The organism is Methylomicrobium sp. Wu6 (assembly GCF_035916875.1).
GTDB lineage: Bacteria > Pseudomonadota > Gammaproteobacteria > Methylococcales > Methylomonadaceae > Methylomicrobium.
The window spans coordinates 15,715-33,978 of sequence record NZ_JAXUHN010000040.1; the positions used below are offsets into that span (position 1 = coordinate 15,715).

The 18,264-nt window shown below is 54.0% G+C and carries 17 protein-coding genes; all 17 read left to right on the forward strand.

Annotated elements, in window-relative coordinates:
- Positions 1-13: 13 nt before the first annotated feature.
- Positions 14-1,984 (forward strand): acyltransferase family protein, encoded by a 1,971-nt coding sequence (locus U2W12_RS02700; protein WP_326499133.1) that lies wholly within the window; start codon positions 14-16, stop codon positions 1,982-1,984.
- A 12-nt stretch (positions 1,985-1,996) separates the two neighbouring features.
- Complete coding sequence (locus tag U2W12_RS02705) at positions 1,997-3,172, forward strand: DegT/DnrJ/EryC1/StrS family aminotransferase (RefSeq protein WP_326499134.1); 1,176 nt, start codon at positions 1,997-1,999, stop codon at positions 3,170-3,172.
- 61 nt (positions 3,173-3,233) lie between these two features.
- Complete coding sequence (locus tag U2W12_RS02710; protein ID WP_326499135.1) at positions 3,234-3,791, forward strand: acyltransferase; 558 nt, start codon at positions 3,234-3,236, stop codon at positions 3,789-3,791.
- Between the two features lie 66 nt (positions 3,792-3,857).
- Positions 3,858-5,321: a lipopolysaccharide biosynthesis protein gene (locus U2W12_RS02715; RefSeq protein WP_326499136.1), complete on the forward strand. Its 1,464-nt coding sequence runs from the start codon at positions 3,858-3,860 to the stop codon at positions 5,319-5,321.
- A gap of 35 nt (positions 5,322-5,356) precedes the next feature.
- A complete protein-coding gene (locus U2W12_RS02720; RefSeq protein WP_326499137.1) occupies positions 5,357-5,992 on the forward strand; it encodes a sulfotransferase in 636 nt (211 codons plus the stop codon).
- Positions 5,993-6,033: 41 nt separating this feature from the next.
- On the forward strand, positions 6,034-7,125 hold the full coding sequence (locus U2W12_RS02725; RefSeq protein WP_326499138.1) for a glycosyltransferase: 1,092 nt from the start codon (positions 6,034-6,036) through the stop codon (positions 7,123-7,125).
- A 75-nt stretch (positions 7,126-7,200) separates the two neighbouring features.
- The gene (locus U2W12_RS02730; protein ID WP_326499139.1) at positions 7,201-8,298 is read left to right on the forward strand and encodes a polysaccharide pyruvyl transferase family protein; all 1,098 of its coding nucleotides are present in this window, start codon (positions 7,201-7,203) and stop codon (positions 8,296-8,298) included.
- Positions 8,298-9,140, forward strand: a complete 843-nt coding sequence (locus U2W12_RS02735) for a glycosyltransferase family 2 protein (RefSeq protein ID WP_326499140.1) — start codon at positions 8,298-8,300, stop codon at positions 9,138-9,140. Before U2W12_RS02730 ends, U2W12_RS02735 begins: the two co-directional genes overlap by 1 nt.
- A complete protein-coding gene (locus U2W12_RS02740; protein ID WP_326499141.1) occupies positions 9,137-10,081 on the forward strand; it encodes an NAD-dependent epimerase/dehydratase family protein in 945 nt (314 codons plus the stop codon). Before U2W12_RS02735 ends, U2W12_RS02740 begins: the two co-directional genes overlap by 4 nt.
- Positions 10,082-10,094: 13 nt before the next feature.
- Positions 10,095-11,255: a glycosyltransferase gene (locus tag U2W12_RS02745; RefSeq protein WP_326499142.1), complete on the forward strand. Its 1,161-nt coding sequence runs from the start codon at positions 10,095-10,097 to the stop codon at positions 11,253-11,255.
- 1 nt (position 11,256) lies between these two features.
- A complete protein-coding gene (locus U2W12_RS02750; protein WP_326499143.1) occupies positions 11,257-12,234 on the forward strand; it encodes an SDR family oxidoreductase in 978 nt (325 codons plus the stop codon).
- The gene (locus U2W12_RS02755) at positions 12,234-13,250 is read left to right on the forward strand and encodes a glycosyltransferase family 4 protein (protein WP_326499149.1); all 1,017 of its coding nucleotides are present in this window, start codon (positions 12,234-12,236) and stop codon (positions 13,248-13,250) included. The genes U2W12_RS02750 and U2W12_RS02755 overlap by 1 nt, the downstream gene beginning before the upstream one ends.
- Positions 13,250-15,235 (forward strand): nucleoside-diphosphate sugar epimerase/dehydratase, encoded by a 1,986-nt coding sequence (locus tag U2W12_RS02760; RefSeq protein ID WP_326499144.1) that lies wholly within the window; start codon positions 13,250-13,252, stop codon positions 15,233-15,235. The genes U2W12_RS02755 and U2W12_RS02760 overlap by 1 nt, the downstream gene beginning before the upstream one ends.
- 333 nt (positions 15,236-15,568) lie before the next feature.
- On the forward strand, positions 15,569-16,483 hold the full coding sequence (locus U2W12_RS02765; RefSeq protein WP_326499145.1) for a LysR family transcriptional regulator: 915 nt from the start codon (positions 15,569-15,571) through the stop codon (positions 16,481-16,483).
- The gene (locus tag U2W12_RS02770; protein ID WP_326499146.1) at positions 16,480-17,055 is read left to right on the forward strand and encodes a class I SAM-dependent methyltransferase; all 576 of its coding nucleotides are present in this window, start codon (positions 16,480-16,482) and stop codon (positions 17,053-17,055) included. Before U2W12_RS02765 ends, U2W12_RS02770 begins: the two co-directional genes overlap by 4 nt.
- Positions 17,056-17,070: 15 nt before the next feature.
- Complete coding sequence (locus tag U2W12_RS02775; protein ID WP_326499147.1) at positions 17,071-17,463, forward strand: rhodanese-like domain-containing protein; 393 nt, start codon at positions 17,071-17,073, stop codon at positions 17,461-17,463.
- Between the two features lie 552 nt (positions 17,464-18,015).
- Positions 18,016-18,264, forward strand: a 249-nt coding sequence (locus tag U2W12_RS02780; protein WP_326499148.1) for a helix-turn-helix domain-containing protein, incomplete at its 3' end; no start/stop codon positions are given.

Genomic DNA, 18,264 nt, shown 5'->3' on the forward strand with positions numbered 1-18,264 from the left:
ATAGATTAAACAGATGAGCTCGAGAAACTACCGGCCAGACATCGACGGCTTACGCGCAGTCGCTATATTGCCTGTCATTTTGTATCATCTTGATTTTTCGGTATTCAGCGGCGGCTATGTCGGGGTCGACGTCTTCTTCGTGATTTCCGGTTTTTTAATCACGTCGATCATTTACCGGGAAATACAAGCCGGACGTTTTTCTTTCATCGCTTTTTATGAACGAAGAGTCCGGCGTATATTTCCCGCCCTGTTTGCGGTGTTAACGCTGACTTCGGCGGTGGCGTCTGTTGTGTTGCTGCCTAACGATCTTAAGTCGTACTTTCAGAGCGTGGTGGCGACGACCGTATTTGGTTCAAACCTGCTATTCTGGAAGACGGCGGGCTATTTTGCTTGGCCGGCTGAAATGAAGCCTCTGCTGCATACTTGGTCATTGTCGATAGAGGAACAGTTCTATATTTTTTACCCCCTGTTGCTGTTATCGATCGTGCGGTTTATTCCCAGATTTATCTCAGTGATTCTGGCCGTAATCGCATTGCTTTCTCTGACAGCCAGCATATATTTTCTTCATGGTGAATCGCCATCGGTTTTTTACTTGCTGCATTACAGAGCTTGGGAATTATTATTAGGCGCGCTTCTGGCGCTCGATTTTTTACCCGAGCCGAAATCGAAGCTGTTACGGGAGGGCCTATCTTTACTGGGTTTGAGCCTGATCGGTTACGGTGTATTCCAGTTTTCCGATCAAACCGCCTTTCCCGGCGCCAACGCCTTGTATCCCTGCCTGGGTGGGGCGCTGATCATTCATGCGGGTAAAGGCGAACGTTCTCTCACAGGCAAACTGCTGGGTCTCAGACCGGTGATCCTGGTCGGCTTAATCTCGTATTCGCTGTATTTATGGCACTGGCCGCTGATCGTATTTGCAAAATATATCGCTGTCCGGCCACTGGGTATCGGTGAAAAGTTCGGTTTACTGATTGCGACGTTTGGGATGGCAATTTTATCCTGGCGATACGTAGAAAGACCATTCAGAGGCAAAAGCGGTTTTTTTTCGACGAAGATACTTTTTGCCGTCGCGGCGCTGGCGATGGTCGGTACTGTTTCGGTCGGTTTGGCGGGGCACTTCAACAAGGGCTTTCCCGGCAGGATGCCTTCTGAAGTGGTCATGCTGGCGGATGCGACATACAAAACCGGGCCTTTGGGCAGAGATTGCATCGATCTTCCGCGGAAAATGATCGATACCGGAAAAACTTGTAAAATTGGCGATAATTCGCATGACTTGCCGACTTTTATCGTCTGGGGCGATTCCCATGCCAGCGCGATGGCCGAGGCTATACACATAGCCGCCTCCCGGACCGGTCGGTCGGGCTTGCTGTATGCGCATTCAAGTTGTCCGCCTGTACTGGGGGTCGAACGGTATGAATCGATGGAGCAGGGCTGCCGCGAGTTTAACAATGCGACCAAGGCCTGGCTGGAAAAAAATAAAAACATTCGCACAGTATATCTTGTAGCCAGATGGGCGATCTCAGCCCTTGGTACTCGCTACGGTTCCGAATTCGGCCGTCCTGTCATTTTATCTCCGGATGGAATCAAGGGTAACACAGCCGTGCTCAAGGCAGGACTGGAACGCACACTGCACTTTTTGAATGAAAGAGGCATCGATGTAATTTTTGTCAATCAGGTTCCCGAAATCGGCTGGAATGTGCCATCGATATTGGCGAGAGAACGCCTGTTTGACCATGCTAACGCAAGAGTTGGACCCACGATTGGGGAATACCGCCAACGTCAAGGCGCCGTTACCCAAATCGTCAATGCGCTGTCATCTCAGTACCGGTTCAATATTTTTGATGTGTCCAGCATCCTGTGTCCCAACACCGTCTGCCTGATTGAAAAAGACGGTCATTCCTTGTACAAGGATGACGATCATATCAGTATTTATGGCGCGGCATTGTTGGCCCCGGCATTGGAAGTAACTTTACCCCCTGTGTAGCCTGTAGCTAGCATGAAACGAATCCAGACAATCGAAGATCTCGCCATCAATGGCGCTCGACCAGCCTTTGACCAGCCTTTGCATGTGGGCAGGCCCAATATCGGCAGCCGCGAGACTTTTCTTAACTATGCGGAAGACATTTTTGACCGCCGTTGGCTGAGCAATAACGGCCCCTTGGTGCAGGAATTCGAACAGCGTGTCGCGGATTATCATGGCGTTAAACATTGTGTCGCGATTTGTAACGGCACCGTGGCCCTGGAGATTGCGATCCGCGCTTTGGGACTGACCGGCGAGGTCATCGTGCCATCCTACACTTTCATCGCCACCGCTCATGCGCTGCACTGGCAAGCGATTACTCCGGTCTTCGCCGATATTGATGAACGCACCCATACGCTGGACCCGGCCGCCGTTCGCAACATGATCACGCCTCGCACGACCGGAATTATCGGTGTCCATCTCTGGGGAAACAGCGCCCCGGTCGAAGAATTACAGGCGATTGCCGATGAGTTCAACTTGAAATTAATGTTTGACGCCGCCCATGCGTTCGGTTGCTCCTATAAGGGTAAAATGATCGGCAGTTTCGGCTCTTGCGAAGTATTCAGCTTTCACGCAACCAAATTTTTCAATACTTTCGAAGGTGGCGCCGTCGTCACCAACGACGACGAGTTGGCCGAAACCATGCGATTGATGCGCAATTTCGGCTTTGCCGGCTTCGATAATGTTATTTATCCAGGAACCAACGGCAAGATGATCGAGATTGCCGCAGCCATGGGGTTGGTTAATTTTGACGCCATAGATGACGTAATTTCCGCCAATCGCCTTAACTACCAGACCTATCAAAAAGAGTTGTCAGGCCTGCCGGGTATAAGACTTTTATCTTTCGATGAGGCCGAACGCAATAATTACCAGTACGTGGTGGTTCAAGTCGAATCGGATTGTCCGGTTAGCCGCGACCGGATTGTTGATGCCTTGCATGCGGAAAACGTTCTGGCCCGAAAATATTTTTGGCCCGGATGTCATAAAATGAAGCCATACCGGGAACTGTTTCCTCATGCCGGCTTGCTGCTGCCGATTACTCAGAAAGTGGCGGACGGGGTGGTTGTGATGCCGACGGGGACAGCGATGGACGGTGAGATGGTTCGCGCCGTTGCGTCGATTATTCGCATTCTGGTCGGGAAGGGATCATGAACTTTTTGTTGTCTGGCCGGATTGCCAAGGCGCGTCTTAATTTTAACGGTTCGGAAATCGTATGGCCTGGCTGACAGAGGAGCAAATGACCATAATGGGATTTGCCGGTTTCGGCGGAAATGTCATGCTTTCCGATAAAGCGTCCTATTACAACTGTAAAAACATCCGATTTGGCAGCAACGTCAGGGTCGATGATTTTTGTGTATTATCCGCCGGCGACGGGGGTATCGAAATCGGCAGCTATGTCCATGTTGCGGTCTATTCCTGTTTGATCGGACGCGGAAAAATCCGGATTGGGGATTTCGCAAACCTGTCCTCGCGTGTCTCCGTGTATTCAAGCTCGGACGACTACAGCGGTTCCGCAATGACAAACCCGACCGTCCCCGAGTCATTGACCCATGTCCACCATGCCGATGTCACAGTCGGACGGCATGTAATTATCGGTTCCGGATCGCTTGTTCTGCCCGGCGTCACCTTACAGGAAGGCGCAGCCGTCGGCGCGTTGAGCCTGGTTAAACGGGACTGTGGCGCCTTTGGAATTTACGCGGGCGTTCCCGCTGAACGTAAAGGCGAGCGTAAACGCGATCTGCTGGCGCTGGAGGCCCGACTTGCTCGTTGAGCGGGAGTTAGCGATGGCAGGGTTGGCAAGTGCGAATGCGTCATTAGCGCTGCATATCAAACCAAGATGACGGTATTACCCAAGAATATTGCCCACGGCCTGGTTTGGAGCGCAGTCGACGTTTTTTTTCGCCAGGGCGTCCAGTTTGCTGTCCTGATCCTGATGGCACGTCTTCTGGCTCCGGAAGACTTCGGGGTGATTGCCTTGCTCGCCGTGTTTGTCGGTGTAGCAACCATTTTCATCGACGGCGGCTTCAGTTCGGCGCTCATCCAGAAGCAAAATACCACGCGCGTGGACGAGTCGACGGTCTTTTATTTTAATCTGGCCATGGCGGTTTTGGTATCGTTGCTGCTTTGCGCGGTAGCGCCCTGGATAGCGGCGATCTTTGAGAAACCGATTTTACGCTATCTGAGCTACGCGATGGCGCTCAATCTATTCGTCAATGCCTTCGGTTCCATTCATACGGCATTGCTGACAAAAGAGCTGAACTTCAAAATCATAGCGAAAGTCGGCGCAGTGTCTTCATTTGTATCGGGCTCCCTGGCGATAGTGCTGGCTCTGCAAGGATTTGGCGTATGGAGCCTGGCGGCACAGGCGTTGGCATCGGGTCTGCTTTCGACATTGCTGTTGTGGTTGTGGCATGCGTGGCGCCCGGCATGGTCATTCAGTTTTGCTTCTCTGCGTTCGTTTTTCAGATTCGGCGGCTATTTGATGATCATAGGCATTGTCGACGTGCTGCATACCAATTTGTATTCGGTGCTGATCGGCAAGTACTACTCCGTACGCGCCGTCGGGTTTTATGACCGTGCACAGAAAACTCAGCTGTTGCCGGTTAATTTGCTGATGTTAATTATTAACCGCGTGGCGTTTTCCGCTTTTTCCGCCGCCGCCGAGGATAAGGAACGGCTTGCGCGGGGATTACGCAAGGCACAACGGCTGATCATGTTTGTGAATATTCCGCTTTCGGTCATTATGATCGTGTTGGCGGAGCCGATTGTTGTGACCCTGTTCGGCGAAAAGTGGCTGCCTAGCGCCCCTATCCTGCGGGTACTGGGTTTTGAGAGCTTGTTGTGGCCGATACACGTGCTTAATATCAATGTGCTCAAGGCGCAGGGTCGGTCCGACCTGTTTTTCAATATCATGCTGATCAAAAAGACCCTGGCCATCAGTCTGATTGTGGCGGGCAGTTTCTATGGCATCATTGCGATAGCCTGGGCGCAGGTGACCGCTTCGTTTTTTTCATTCGTGGTGAACGCCTATTACAGCAAGGTATTTCTTAATTACGGCGCGATCAAACAACTGGGGGATCTGTTCCCTAACCTGGTTGCGGCGTTGCCCATGGGCCTGACGATGTGGCTGGTATCGGATGCCCTACACTGGCCATATTACCTGGAGCTATTGCTTGTTATATCTTCTGGCGGGGTGGTCTACCTGCTGGTATCTTACTGGCTGCGCTTGGCGGCGCTCCGGGAAATAATCGGACTGCTGCCATGGCAAAACAAACCAATGCTAACACCGGATGAGATTTGAGGATGATTGATTTTTTCAAAACGCAGATAAACAAAATGCTTTTCTTCAGAAGGCCCAAGATATTCTGCATAGGTGCAAACAAGACAGGCACAACTTCGATTGCAAAAGTCTTTCGCAATCTGGGACTTAAAGTCGGCAATCAGGGGCGTGCAGAGTGGCTGTTGCTCGACTGGGCGAGAAAGGATTACCGGCCAATCATAAACTATTGCCGTTGGGCGGAAGCCTATCAGGATATCCCATTCAGTTATCCCGATACCTATCGCGCCCTGGACACCGCCTTTCCGGGCTCGAAATTTATTCTGACGGTGCGTAATGACGCCGACGAGTGGTTTGAATCGCTGGTACGTTTCCATACCAAAGCTATCGGCAAGAACCGGATACCTACCGCAGATGATCTCCGCGAGTTTCCTTATTGCTACCGCGGTTTCCTCTGGGACGCGATGAGGCTACGCTACGGCGAAGACGAATCGCTGCTGTACGACCACGATTTATATACCCGCTGTTATGAAGAGCATAATATCGCGGTCCAGGACTATTTCAAGGATCGTCCTGGCGATCTGTTGGTGTTGAATGTCGCCGAACGAGATGCGATGGAGCGGCTGTTGACATTTTTGGGTTATCCTTATACCGGGCAAAAAATGCCGCACATGAACTCATCAAAAAACCGGTAATTACAATCAATCGCACAAAACCCTGACTAGACGCTCTAGCCGTGAAAAATTTCTGTCTTTCTAAATTCCGGGAAGCCCCTCTGCCTGACGAACGGGAAGTGGTCGCCAAATGGACCGGTTCAAAACCGGTTGTTAGCGTGGTTTGCACGACCTACAACCACGAAGCCTATGTCGAGGATGCGATTCGCGGTTTTTTAATTCAAAAAACCGATTTTCCGTTCGAAATCGTTATACATGACGACGTCTCGACCGACAGCACTCAAAGCATCATTAATCGCTACGCTGCGGCATACCCGAATATCATCAAAACCGTGTTCCAGCAACAGAACCAGTACTCCCAAGGCGCTATGATTCTGATGCTGGCTTCAAGCTATGCGGCGGGCGACTATATCGCCTTTTGCGAAGGCGACGATTACTGGATCGCTACGGATAAACTCCAATCCCAGGTCGATGCGTTAAAAGAGATTCCGAATTGTGAAATGTGCTTCCACCCCGCCGTGATGACAAAAAACGAAGTACCCTATCAGGCTTTATTTTGCCGCAGGTCTGAGGGAAACCGTTTGTTCGACGTCGGGCCGATTATCCGATGCGGCGGCTCGTTCATGCCGACCGCATCAATGCTGATCAGGCGATCGTTTTTTGACCGTGCGTTTCGCGACGGCGGCTCGTTTTATCAGCGCTACATGATGGGATATTTTTTCCAGATCCATTGCTCACTTCAGGGAGGCGCTTGTTATATTGACCGGCCAATGTCGGTTTACCGCAGCTTTTCCGAAGGATCGTGGACACAGACCATCAGCCGGGATCAGGGGTTTTACAAGAAATGGGCGTCGAACTATCTGGAGGCCTTGCGCGAAACCGACCGAATGACCGGTTACGCTTACTCCAGCGATATCGCGCTGTCGATCAGGCGCTGTCATTTAAGCGTTTTGAATAACATCGGCCTCGACCTTGCTTACAGGCGTGAATACTTTGTCAAAAACAGAAAATATCTGGGTGTCTTGGGCACGATCTTGTGGTTCTGCGTATTCCGGACGCCGGTGATTCATACGCTGTTTAAAAGAATCAGGTCGTTTTTGCAAACGTGTCGCAAACAGAAAATGCAATCGAGGAGCGGAAATGTATCGGCCTGACCTGGAAACCGCCTGCCCGGTCCAAAGCCTGTCCAAAGATTACGCTTTCGGTACGTACCGGAGATGACCGCAAGCATGCGCATTTTTCTGAACGGCTATTACGGTTTTTCCAACCTCGGCGACGAAGCGCTGTTATGGACGTTATTGCGCGCTTTGCTGGCGCAGAGCGGGCCGTCAACCGAGTTTCTGATCCGCTCTGCGCAGCCGTTGCCGCTGCCGCCTGAGTTGCCGGCGGCCTGCAGACTGGTCGGCAACTCGCTGGCCGCGCTGGTTGAAGCCGCGCATGGCGCCGATCTGACCGTATTCGGAGGTGGCTCACAATTTCAGGATCATGGTCTCATCAGCAATCTTCGCTATTTCATCAAGCCCTTGGTGGTAACGCTGGCGGCGCGGCGGTTGACGGCGATAGGCGTCAGTATCGGTCCTTTAGGCACATGGCCCGGCCGTATGCTCGCACACGGCATTTTGAGCAGGATGGATTCGATTCTAACCCGGGATGTCGCGTCATTCCGGTGCGCTGAGGAACTTGGCTGCCCGGTGCTGAATGCCTCCGACATCTGCTTTGCCGATTACCTGCAACTGCCCGCCGCAGCCAAATTTGAACGGGAGCCGTGTCTTGGCGTGTCGCTGCTGCCCCGGGCTTTGCTACTGGATAAGAATCAATCGGCTGACCGTTCCTGGCTTACGGTCTGGGCGGATGCCATGATGAAGCTTGCCGAAAGCAATCCCCAGTTCACTTTTTTGGGCGCGCCTTTTCAGCGCGGCGTCGATAATGCGGTCATCGATCAGGCATTCATGCGGATACCGACCAAACGCCGCCGTCTCGCCACCCTCGATCAGGGGCCGGAACAGGCGCTGGTTGAGTTGAATGCCTGCTCACATGTAGTCGCGATGCGATTTCACGCCCTGGTTTTTGCAACCCTGCTCGGAAAGCCGACGCTGATTCTCGATTACCATCCGAAGGTTAGACTGCTCGCAGAAGAGCTGGGGTATTCGCCGCACGCCATCCTCAGTCCGTCGCAATGGCATGACCCGGACAAGGTCGGTGCCGGACTGGCCGGCCTGATCAACGAGCCGGAAAAATACCTGCCTACGGTTGATGTACGGGGGGTGCGCAAGCACGCCCGCCGGCAGCTCGACATGGCACTCTCCAAGTGTGTGGGCAAAGCCTGATGCAGCCTTCTTCCGTTCCGGTCAGCGTTGTCATTCCCTGCTATCGCTGCGCCGCCACGATCGGCCGCGCCGTGGCCTCGGTCGCGGCGCAGAGCGTGCAGGCCCGGGAAGTTATTGTGGTCGATGATTGCAGTACCGACGACACACTGGATAATTTGTATCGTCTCCAGAAAATGTATACGGAAGGATGGATGAAAATTATCTCTCAAACCGTGAATGGAGGTCCCGGGACGGCTCGCAATGCCGGCTGGGATGCCGCAAGCCAGCCCTATATCGCCTTCCTGGACGCCGATGACACTTGGCACCCGGATAAACTGCGCATCCAGTATCAGGCCATGTGCGCAAATCCGGAAGTCGCGATCTCGGGCCACGCGTACAGTTGGTCTATGGCTAGCCAGATGGCGCCGATAACTCCCGAAGAGCCCGGCATTAAAGCTATTAAGGCCTCTCATTTACTGTTAAAAAACAGGTTTTCCACCCCAACAGTCATGTTGAAAAAGGATCTTCCCTTCAGGTTTATCGCGGGAAAAAGGTATTGCGAGGATTACGATCTCTGGCTGCAAATCGTCCTAAGTGGGTATAAAGCAATATTCATCAATGCGCCTTTAACTTATCTTTTTAAAGCTCCGTATGGGGATAGCGGCTTGAGCGCTCAGCTAGCAAAAATGGAGCGCGGAGAATTAGAGGCTTATTTGCATTTATGCCGGAAAGATAAGATTAATATCTTCTTGCTGATGATTGTTGTATTTTGGTCAATAAGTAAATATTTACTACGTTTGGCCATTGTGCTGTTCAGAAACCGATTCTCCATGAAAAAATCAAGCTTGCAGGGACATTCATGATCATCGCTGTTACCGGAGGCACGGGTTTTATCGGCAGACACTTGATCGCCAGGCATTTGGCGCGGGGCGACGAAGTCCGCTACTTGACGCGCGGCAATCCTTTACCCGCCTTGGCTGGCGCTATCGCCTGCAAGGGCAACTTGAATTCGCCTTCCCCTCACTTGCGAAAGTTTCTGGAGGGGACCGACGTTTTGTATCATTGCGCTGCCGAACTGCGCGATGAAGCGTTGATGCAGGCGACCAATGCGCAAGGGACGGCTAACTTGCTGGCCGCCGCTCGCGGCGAGATAACGCGCTGGGTGCAATTGAGCAGCACCGGCGTTTACGGTAATCCGCGGCACCAAATCGTCAGCGAAAATTCAGCCATCGCTCCGGTCAACGCCTACGAACGCTCGAAAACGGAGGCCGATGCCTTGCTTACCCGGGCGGCCGCCGAGCAACAAATGGAATGCGTGCTGCTCAGGCCATCCAATGTATACGGCATCGACATGCCCAACCAATCGCTGTTCCAGATGGTCGGGATGATCGATAAAGGTCTATTCTTTTTTATCGGCAAGCCGGGCGCGGTTGCCAATTATATCCATGTAGAAAACGTCGTCGATGCCTTGATGTTGTGCGGCAAAGCGGATTTGCCTGCCAACGGTCAAGCTTATATAGTATCGGACCATTGCCCGCTCGAAGAGTTTGTCGACATCGTCGCGGTGGCTTTACACAAAAAGCCCGGCGCCTTGAGGCTGCCGGAATCGTGGGCGCGCGGTATAGCGGGCCTAGGGGCGAAACTCGCGAAATTTCCGTTGACCGCCTCCCGAATTGACGCGATGACCAATACAACGATTTACCAATCAGATAAAATCGCCAGTGAATTAGGCTTTCGGCAGACGATTTCGATCCGCGAAGGCATTGCCGAATTGACCCGCCATTGGCAAACCCACAGACAATAAAACCCTTTCTTTGATGAAAAAACTTTGTTTCGTCGCCACGATTCCGGCGGTCATTCAAGCGTTCATGAAGGATGCCATCCGCGCCGCATCCCCTAGGGGATGGAGCACCGACGTGATCAGCAGTCCCCAAGGCGCCGAGCTTTTGCAGAACCTGAATGCCCGCTTTATCCCGCTGGCAATCGAGCGCAAGATATCGCCGTCGCGGGATATATTGGCCTTGGTTCAACTCTTCGGCTGGTTTCGACGGGAGCGCTATGATCTCGTGCATTCGATCATGCCCAAAACGGGCTTATTGACGATGTTGGCCGCCCGGATTGCCGGCGTTCCCCGGCGCTTGCACACCTTTACCGGCCAAGTATGGGCGACCAAGCAAGGGTGGAAGCGCCGTTTCTTAAAAATGTTCGACAAATTGATTGTCGTGCTGGCGACTCACATTCTGGTGGACAGTCCATCGCAACGCGATTTTCTGGTAGCCGAGGGCATTCTGCGCGAAAATCAGGGCATTGTCCTGGGCCAGGGCTCGATCTGCGGCGTCGACGGCGAGATATTCAAGCCCGATGCGGAAGTCCGAGAGCGGATCAGAACGCAATTGGACATTGGCCTTTCTCAGCCCGTCATCCTTTTTCTCGGAAGATTGAACCGCGACAAAGGCATGTTGGACCTGGCCTCGGCATTTGTGGAGATTGCACGAAAACATGCCGATGCTGTTCTGGTATTGGTCGGCGCCGAAGAAGACGTGCCCTATGCGCGCATTCAGGAAATTTGCGGGGAATACCGGACTCGACTGCGCCGGGTCAGTTATACGCCGAATCCCGAACATTATATGGCAATGGCCGATATTTTTTGCCTGCCCAGCTACCGCGAGGGCTTCGGTCAAGTTATCATGGAAGCCGCGGCGGCCGGTATTCCCGCCGTCGCGACGAAAATTTACGGCATTACCGACGCGGTCGCGGACCAAGAAACCGGGATTCTTTATCCTGCCGGCAATGTGGAGGCGTTAATCCTGTCCTTGTCAAGACTGATCGAAAATTCCGACTATCGCCGTCGCTTGGGCAATGCGGCGCAAGCGCGAGCGCTATCGCGGTTTTCGAGCCGACAAATTATCGATGAAACGATGTCCTTATATTCGCAACTGTTAATGTCTTCCGAGCATCCGGGATCCAATGCCGGCTAACTTGAATCACGTCCCCCTGCCTTCCGGCAAATTGTTGGTAACCGGCGCAAACGGCTTTATCGGCAGGTTATTATGCGCTGCCCTGATAAACCGGCAAGGTTCCGTGAAAGCGGCCGCGCGCAATGCTGGCGAGGCGGCTCCAAATATCGATACGATTGCGGTTGGAAACATTGACGGATCAACCGATTGGTCGATGGCTTTGCAAGGCATCGAAGTCGTTATCCACCTCGCCGCGCGCGCCCATATCATGCGGGATACGGCCGCGGATCCGCTCGCCGAGTTCCGCAAAGTCAATGTCGACGGCACGCTGAATCTGGCCGGACAGGCGCTGCAAGCCAGTGTCAAACGCTTCATTTTTATCAGTTCAATTAAAGTGAACGGCGAAGCAACATCACCTGGACGACCATTCCACGCCGACGACGCCCCGACACCCGAAGACGCCTACGGACTTTCCAAACGCGAAGCCGAAGACGGTTTGCGCGAGCTATGCGCCGACTCCACGATGGAATTTGTGATTATCCGCCCGCCCCTGGTTTACGGTCCGGGCGTGAAAGGCAACTTTTTCAGCATGATGCGTTGGCTCGATAAAGGCATTCCGCTGCCATTCGCCTCCATTCAGAACCGGCGCAGCCTGGTCGCGGCCGATAATCTGGTCGATCTGATCATCACCTGCATCGGGCATCCCATGGCCGCCAATCAGATCTTTTTGGCCGGCGACGGCGAAGATCTCTCCACGCCCGAACTATTAAAACGCACCGCAGCCGCTCTCGGCAAACGCGCGCGCCTTTTGCCCGTGCCGACGGCATTATTGGCTTTCGCGGCGCGCTGCCTCGGCAAAACCGCGGCGGTGCAAAAACTTTGCGGCTCATTGCAGGTGAATATCCAGAAAACCCGTAGCATGCTGGGATGGCGGCCGCCGGTCGGCGTCGATCAGGCCTTGCGCGCCAGCGCCGAGCATTATTTGGGAGTCCGGAAGTGATGCGGGCGGGCGATTTACTGCTGGCGGCTTTGGCGGTCGCGTGCCTGTTTACCGGCCTGATACGCCGTTATGCGCTGAGATCGAACCTGATCGACGTGCCGAATCAACGCAGTTCCCATACGCTGCCGACCGCGCGCGGCGGAGGCATGGCGATCGTGGCAGTGTTTTTAGCCGGCATCGGCGTGCTATTCGCATTCGGCAAGCTGACACAGGTTCAAAGCTGGGCGCTGTTGGGCGCCGGCGCGTGGGTCGCCTTGGTCGGCTTCCTGGACGATCACCGCCATATCCCCGCCGGCTGGCGGCTGTTGGCGCATTTCGCCGGCGCCGGCTGGGGGCTCTTCTGGCTCGACGGTTTTCCGCCCTTGCATCTGTTCGGCCAAATCGTCGATCTCGGCTGGGCAGGCCATATTTTCGGCCTCTTCTATCTGGTCTGGCTGCTGAATCTCTACAACTTCATGGACGGCATCGACGGCATCGCCGGCATCGAAGCGATCACGGCCTGTCTGGGCGGCGTCTTGTTGTTCCGGTTATCCGGAGACCAGAGCTTATGGCTCGAACCGGCCTTGCTCGCGGCCGCCAGCGCCGGCTTTTTGCTCTGGAATTTTCCGCCCGCGAAGATTTTCATGGGCGATGCGGGCAGCGGTTTTTTGGGCATCATGCTGGGCTTGATTTCGATTCAGTCCGCTGGGCTGAACCCGAACCTGTTCTGGAGCTGGCTGTGCCTGTTGGGCGTGTTCATCGTCGATGCGACCTGGACTTTATGGCGGCGCTTCAGGCTCGGCGAAAGGCTGCATGAAGCACATCGCAGCCACGCCTATCAGTTCGCGGCGCGCCGTTTCGGCTCGCATAAGGCGGTCACGCTGGGCGTCGGCGCGATCAATCTGTTCTGGCTCCTGCCGCTGGCGGTCTCGATCAGCCTCGGCTTGCTGAACGGCATACTAGGCGTCGCCTTGGCCTATCTGCCGCTGTTGCTGACCGCAATCAAATTCAACGCCGGCGGCGCGGAAAATCGCTGATGAAATCACGACTGGCGCATTGGTTTATCGGACTGCCCAGACCCCGAAAAGCCCTCATTCTGATCGGCGCGGACATCGTGTTCGCTGTGCTGGCCTTATGGTCGGCTTTTTCGCTACGTTGGGGCGTCCTGTTCGAACCGCGGGGCATCGAGTGGGTATTGATCGCTATCGCGCCGGCCTTGGCCGTGCCGATGTTCATCCGCCTGGGCCTATACCGTGCGATCATCCGCTATATCGAAATCCGGGCGTTGTGGACGATAGTGCAGGCGGTCACGCTCTATGCCGGCGCATTCGCGATCATTTATTTCCTGCCCTTCATTTTCTATGAGAGCGGCATCCGCAGTCTGCCACGCACAGTACCTTTCCTGAACTGGCTGATCATGGTCCTACTGGTCGTCGGCAGCCGTTTTTTTGCGCGCTGGTGGCTCGGCGATACTTACATCCGTCTCAGCGGCGGGCACAATCCTCTACACCCGAAGAAAAAAGTGCTCATTTACGGCGCCGGCGGCGGCGGCGTGCAATTGGCATCGGCCTTGGCGCTCGGCCGCGAGTTTCGCCCGGTCGCCTTCATTGATGACGATATGTCCCTACATAGGCACAAAATCAACGGACTGAGAATCTATCCGTTTTCGGCCTTGAGTTATCTGATAGACCGGTATGACGTGTCGAGCGTCCTGTTGGCGATACCATCCGCCAAACGGGCGCGCAAAAGCGAGTTGATCCGTTTGCTCGAACCTTATGCGGTGCAGGTGCTGTCGATGCCGAATCTTTCCGAAATCGCCGAAGGCAAGATCACTTTCGATACGCTCCGTGAAGTCGAGATTGAAGACCTGCTGGGCCGCGAACCGGTCGCGCCGGACCCTGCCCGGCTGCATGCGAATATCGCCGGCAAAGCGGTGATGGTGACCGGCGCGGGCGGCTCGATCGGCTCCGAATTATGCCGGCAGATCGTCGCCCTGAAGCCCTCCGCGCTGATTTTGTTCGAATTGAGCGAATACGCCTTGTATACGATCGAACAGGAGTTGCAGTTGCTGGTATCCCGATTCGACACGCTCGAAAACATACCGATTTACCCAATTTTGGGCTCGGTGACCGATGCGCCGCGGCTGCGCAAGGTCTGCGAAACCTTCAAGGTGCAGACAATCTACCATGCCGCGGCCTACAAGCATGTGCCTATTGTCGAACATAATCCGGTCGCGGCGATCCGCAACAATGTGTTCGGCACGTTGCGCGCCGCCGAAGCGGCCGTGCAGACGCAAGTCGAAACGTTTGTGCTGATCTCGACCGACAAGGCCGTCCGCCCGACCAATACGATGGGCGCAACCAAGCGCTTTGCGGAACTGATTCTGCAGGCCTTCAGCGCAATGCCGGAAAATCGGCATCACACTCGATTCACCATGGTGCGCTTCGGCAACGTTCTCGGATCGTCCGGCTCGGTCGTGCCGTTATTTCGAGAACAAATCAAACGCGGCGGCCCGGTCACTGTAACCGATCCTAGAATCATCCGCTATTTCATGACCATTCCGGAAGCCGCGCAACTGGTCATTCAAGCCGGCGCGATGGGCGGCGGCGGCGATGTCTTCGTGCTCGACATGGGCGATCCGGTCCGCATTCTCGACCTGGCCAAACGGATGATTCATCTGAGCGGGCTCGAAATCAAGGACAAAGAGCATCCTGACGGTGAAATCGAAATCTGTTTTACCGGCCTCAGGCCCGGCGAAAAACTTTATGAAGAACTTCTGATCGGCGACAATGTGGCCGAAACCAGCCACCCGCGCATTTGGCGCGCCGAAGAACATGTGATTCCATGGGATGATTTATCCCAGCGCCTGCATCGCCTGGATAATGCTGCGGAGCAGGATGATCACGAACAAATCAGGGCAATATTGCTCGGCGTGGTTTCGGGTTTTACGCCGCAATGCGGGATAGAAGATCTGCTCTGGAAACAAGCCCAGACCGAAAAGGTATCGTCGGAGTCTGTCTAAACGGCGAAAAAAAACCCCTCTCCGGCTATGCGCAGGGAGGGGCTCTAAAATCGGGCAGCGAATAAATTTGAGGAGGCACTGCCCGATGAAACAGAGAAAGAAAATCTGTGACAGTACTACTATACAGGCTTTAAAAATGCATACAATAACGCAATTGATAAACACATTATTTCTTAAATAGAAATAATTCGTAGTGTCAAGGTTTTTGTATTTTTGCATTGCCGCTAGCGCCGCACCCGCAGGGCATAGATAGGGACACCGTTTTCACCGCTCCCTCGGCGCCTGACGCAGCCCCCTATGAATCTTGAAAACCGTTGATAGCAGGAGAACACAGTGGATAAATTGACCAGCATGAACGTGTTCGTCCGCGTCGCAAAAGCGGGAAGTTTTGCCGGCGGCGCGCGCGATCTGGATATTTCCCGGGCGATGGCAACCAAGCATATCATGCATCTGGAGGGCTGCCTCGGCACCCGCCTATTCAACCGCACCACGCGCAGCCTGAGTTTGACCGAAGTCGGCGCGTCCTATTTCGAGCGCTGCCAGCAGGTACTGCTGGACATCGATGAAATGGAATCCCAAGTCACCCACTTGCAGACCGAACCGCGCGGCGCATTACGGATCAGCGCGCCGCCGGTGATCGGTGCGACACATATCGCGCGTGCGATCTCCGAGTTTCTGAAACTGCATCCCGATTTGAACGTCGAATTGCTCATTCAGAGCAGTCCCGGCGACATGATCGAGGACGGCATCGATCTGGCGATCTATCTGGGCACGTTAAACGACACCAGCATGGTTGCGCGCAAACTGGCCAGTTCGTCGCTGATCGTCTGCGGATCGCCGGATTATTTCGCTAAATATGGTACGCCGCAAACCCCGCAGGAACTCACTCAACACAGTTGCCTGATCAACTGGGCGATTCCGCCGAAAAATAAATGGCCGTTCAAAAGCGAATCGGGCTATCAGGTGATTAATGTCTCCGGCCGTTTACAGGCCAATGTCGCGGATGCGATCCGTATCGCCGCGATCAATGGGCTAGGCTTGGTGATGCTGCCGATTTATATTGTCGGCTGGGATATTGAACGCGGCCGGCTGCTTCCCGCTTTGCAGAACTATCCGTCTCCGCCCTTGGAAGTGCATGCGGTTTATCCGCACCGGAAATATCTGTCCGCGAAGGTGCGCGTATTCATGGAGTTTCTGCAATCCTGGCTGGAACCCCGCGTCAGCAAACTCGGCGGGCCGGAGACATGAATGAACTCCGCGAAAAATGGAACCGCATCTACAGCCTGGGCGAGCCCGGCCAGCAAGCTCCGGCGTCAGTTCTTACCGAAAATGCCTTCCTGTTGCCACCCCATGGCACAGCGATCGATCTCGCATCAGGTCTCGGCGCAAACGCGATTTTTCTTGCCGAGCATGGATTGCAGACCACTGCAATTGATATTTCCTCGATAGCGGTCGAAAAATTGAATGCCTATGCCCGCCGCCGTCAACTCGCGATCGAAGCAAAACAGGAAGCGATCGGCCCCGCCTTGCTGAGCCCTCTCGCTTTTGATGTGATTGTGATCAGCCGCTTTCTTGACCGGTCGCTCACGGATGCGATAATAGAGGCCTTGAAACCTGGCGGCCTGTTGTTTTATCAAACTTTCACGCGTCTAAAAGTGAACGCCGAAGGCCCGAACAATCCAGCCTATTTGCTGAACGCCAATGAACTATTGACACTGTTTTTTCCGTTGCGAACCGTGTTTTACCGAGATAACGCCGCCATCGGCGACATACGGATGGGCCTTCGTAATGAAGCCCAATTTGTCGGCCAAAAAACCTGACCAAGAGACAATCAAATGATCGAAAACCTAAGCCCCCAACAATCCTGGGACCTATTGCAACGGAATGCCGATGCGGTCCTCGTCGATGTCCGATCCAAGATCGAAAACACTTTCATCGGCCACCCGCCGGGTGCCGTGCACATCCCGTGGAAAGAAGCTCCGGACTGGCAAATCAATCCAAACTTTGCCGCCCAAGTTCAGGCAGCCGTACCAAATAAGGAGGCGCCGATCCTGCTGCTTTGCCGCAGCGGCCAGCGCTCTCTGGATGCGGCCAAACTGCTAGAACAGATCGGCTATAAGCACCTGATCAACATCCTGGAAGGTTTCGAAGGCCCGCTCGATCAAAACAAGCACCGCGGCAACCTCGGCGGCTGGCGGTTTCACGGACTGCCCTGGGAGCAAAGCTAAAACCCGCCAATGATCTTATAGGCTTTGCGGTACAGAATTGAAGTCAGGTTCAGATGATCGAAGCAGATGGCCTGTCATCGGAATTACGCGCACATTTTCGGGACCCTATAGCGACATGTGAGGAAACGAAATGGGGCTTCGCCGTTCGACTTGCTGGGTAGCGGCGGCGAAGCCGGTAAGCGCCGTGGCCGGCCCGCCACTACAATACGGGCATTGATACCGTTTCGGCTTGATACGAATCCACACCGGCCTAGCCAATATCGGCAAGTGCTCACGACGGTAATCAGTAAACCCTTTTCGGTCTGCTCGTAGGCTTAGACCTGAACGTCGGGGAGGTCTAGCGGTATTTGGATCAGCGGTGGTTTCATCTGCAGCGCTAGAAAACAGGCGTCTATGCATAAGTTACTTGATCATCTTCCCCCAGACTATCGATTCCTCAGCTATGCTACATGTAGTGGCTACCAGAGGAAATACGCATGAGTCCACTTTCTAGGTATTTATACATATTGTTTTTTAATTCTAAATGATACCCTGTAAGTGACTCGCAGAAAGGTGATTGACGTTAAACTAAAAAGCATTTTAGAACCAGCAGGAACCAGAGTTGGCAAGGGTTGCCCATTAAAACTATCAGAAAACGATGACGCATGTTTGCAAGCCATCGTTAAAAAAGGATCAGATTGGCGAGAGCGCGAGCGTGCCGAGACGATTTTATTGCTCGCCTCGGGCGCCAGTGTAAAAGCCATCGGAAAGCAGCAAAGGATATGCCGTGAGGCGGTTCGAATTCGACGGCGTAAATGGCTG